This window comes from Microcoleus sp. PH2017_08_TRC_O_A, assembly GCF_020738665.1.
GTDB lineage: Bacteria > Cyanobacteriota > Cyanobacteriia > Cyanobacteriales > Microcoleaceae > Microcoleus.
Genome location: NZ_JAEQCE010000201.1, coordinates 1 through 1,669, shown reverse-complemented (window position 1 = coordinate 1,669; position 1,669 = coordinate 1). Strand labels below are relative to the sequence as shown.

The window sequence follows — 1,669 nt, the reverse complement described above, 5'->3', positions numbered from 1 at the left end:
TAGGGCTTGCTGAAAAATCAATCACATATTGCGTGGCATAGGTTTAGATGGCGCGAGGGAGAAAAAAGTGCAAGATAAACAGGTAATATAGATCAAAACCCGTGCATCACCTGCGATTGTGTACAAAAAAGCTGAGCTTGCTCCCTCCTTACCCTCCGAGTTTGAACTGCCCTTCGGAGGAAATTTATCAATCCTCAACCGTTGGGTCAAAATGGCTCAAATAATCCCGTGGGATGAATTTGAATCAGAATATGCTCAAAACTTCCCGACAAAAAAGGGGGCACCCGCCAAATCTTTTCGGATAGCATTAGGGGCATTAATTATTAAAGAAAAATTGGGAATTAGCGATCGCGAAACCGTAGAACAGAGCCGCGAAAACCCGTATTTACAATACTTTATCGGTCAATCAAGCTACAGTAATGAGCTACCATTTGACTCATCTCTATTAGTTCACTTTAGGCAACGGATTAGTTTGAACCTAATTAATAAAGTGAACGAAAGCATGGTCAAAAAGATGCTAGAAATTACACCAGTTAAACCCGAAAAAAAAAAGGGTTCGGACGCCAAAAATGAGTCACCCAATCGCGGCAAATTAATCATAGATGCAACCTGTGCACCAGCCGACATTACTTATCCGACTGACTTAGGACTATTAAACAAAGCGAGAGTTCACACCGAAAAAATCATAGATATCCTATATAAACAAGTTAAAGAAAAAATCCCAAAAAAACCAAGAACCTATCGTAATATCGCCCGAAAAGACTACTTATTAATGGCTAAACAAAGAAAGCCACCTCGCACAAAAAGAAGACAGGCAATTAAGAAACAACTTCAATATGTCAAAAGAAACCTAGCTCATATTGAACAGCTAATTGAATCAGGTGCGACCCTAGAAGCTCTGAATAAAAAGCAATATAAAACCTTGCTAGTCCTCACAGAAGTCTATCGCCAACAGCAATCATTAATTGATAAAAATAAACAGAGTATTGAACATAGAATAGTAAGTTTAAGTCAACCCCACATCCGTCCTATAATCAGAGGAAAAGCCGGAAAAAGCGTAGAGTTTGGAGCTAAACTGTCAGCGAGCTGCTTTGAAGGATATGTATTTTTAGACCGAATGAGCTGGGATAGTTTTAATGAGTCAGGGGACTTAAAAGCCCAGGTAGAAGCTTATTATCGATTCACTGGACATTATCCAGAGTCCGTTCATGCCGACCGAATTTACCGAACAAGAGAAAACCGAGCATGGTGCAAAGAAAAAGGAATTAGAATCAGTGGGCCTCCCCTAGGAAGACCGCCAGCAAACGTCAGTAAATCAAAAAAGAAACAAGCGTTGGAAGATGAGAGAATTAGAAATGCAATTGAGGGTAAGTTTGGGCAAGGAAAACGAAGATTCGGTCTGAATAGAGTGATGGCTAAACTTGATAATACATCTGGTACAGTTATTGCAATTACTTTTTTGGTAATGAACCTCGCCACCTGGTGGCGTCGGGTTTTTTGTGTGTTTTTATGTCTATTTGGAAAAAGAACACCTGTTTTTTTAGGGGAGATAATCTACAGCTATACTTGGGGCGACTCGATACAGAAAAAACTTATCTTTAACCAAGCTTGAATATATTGATCGCTCCTGCTCTTGGTTGGCAATCAATTATTCAGCAAGCCCTACGTA

General features: G+C 39.8%; 1 protein-coding gene. It reads left to right on the top strand.

From position 1 onward, the window contains the following. Positions 1-118 precede the first annotated feature (118 nt). Positions 119-1,612, top strand: a complete 1,494-nt coding sequence (locus JGK22_RS33040) for an IS5 family transposase (RefSeq protein WP_293194023.1) — start codon at positions 119-121, stop codon at positions 1,610-1,612. Positions 1,613-1,669: the final 57 nt, after the last annotated feature.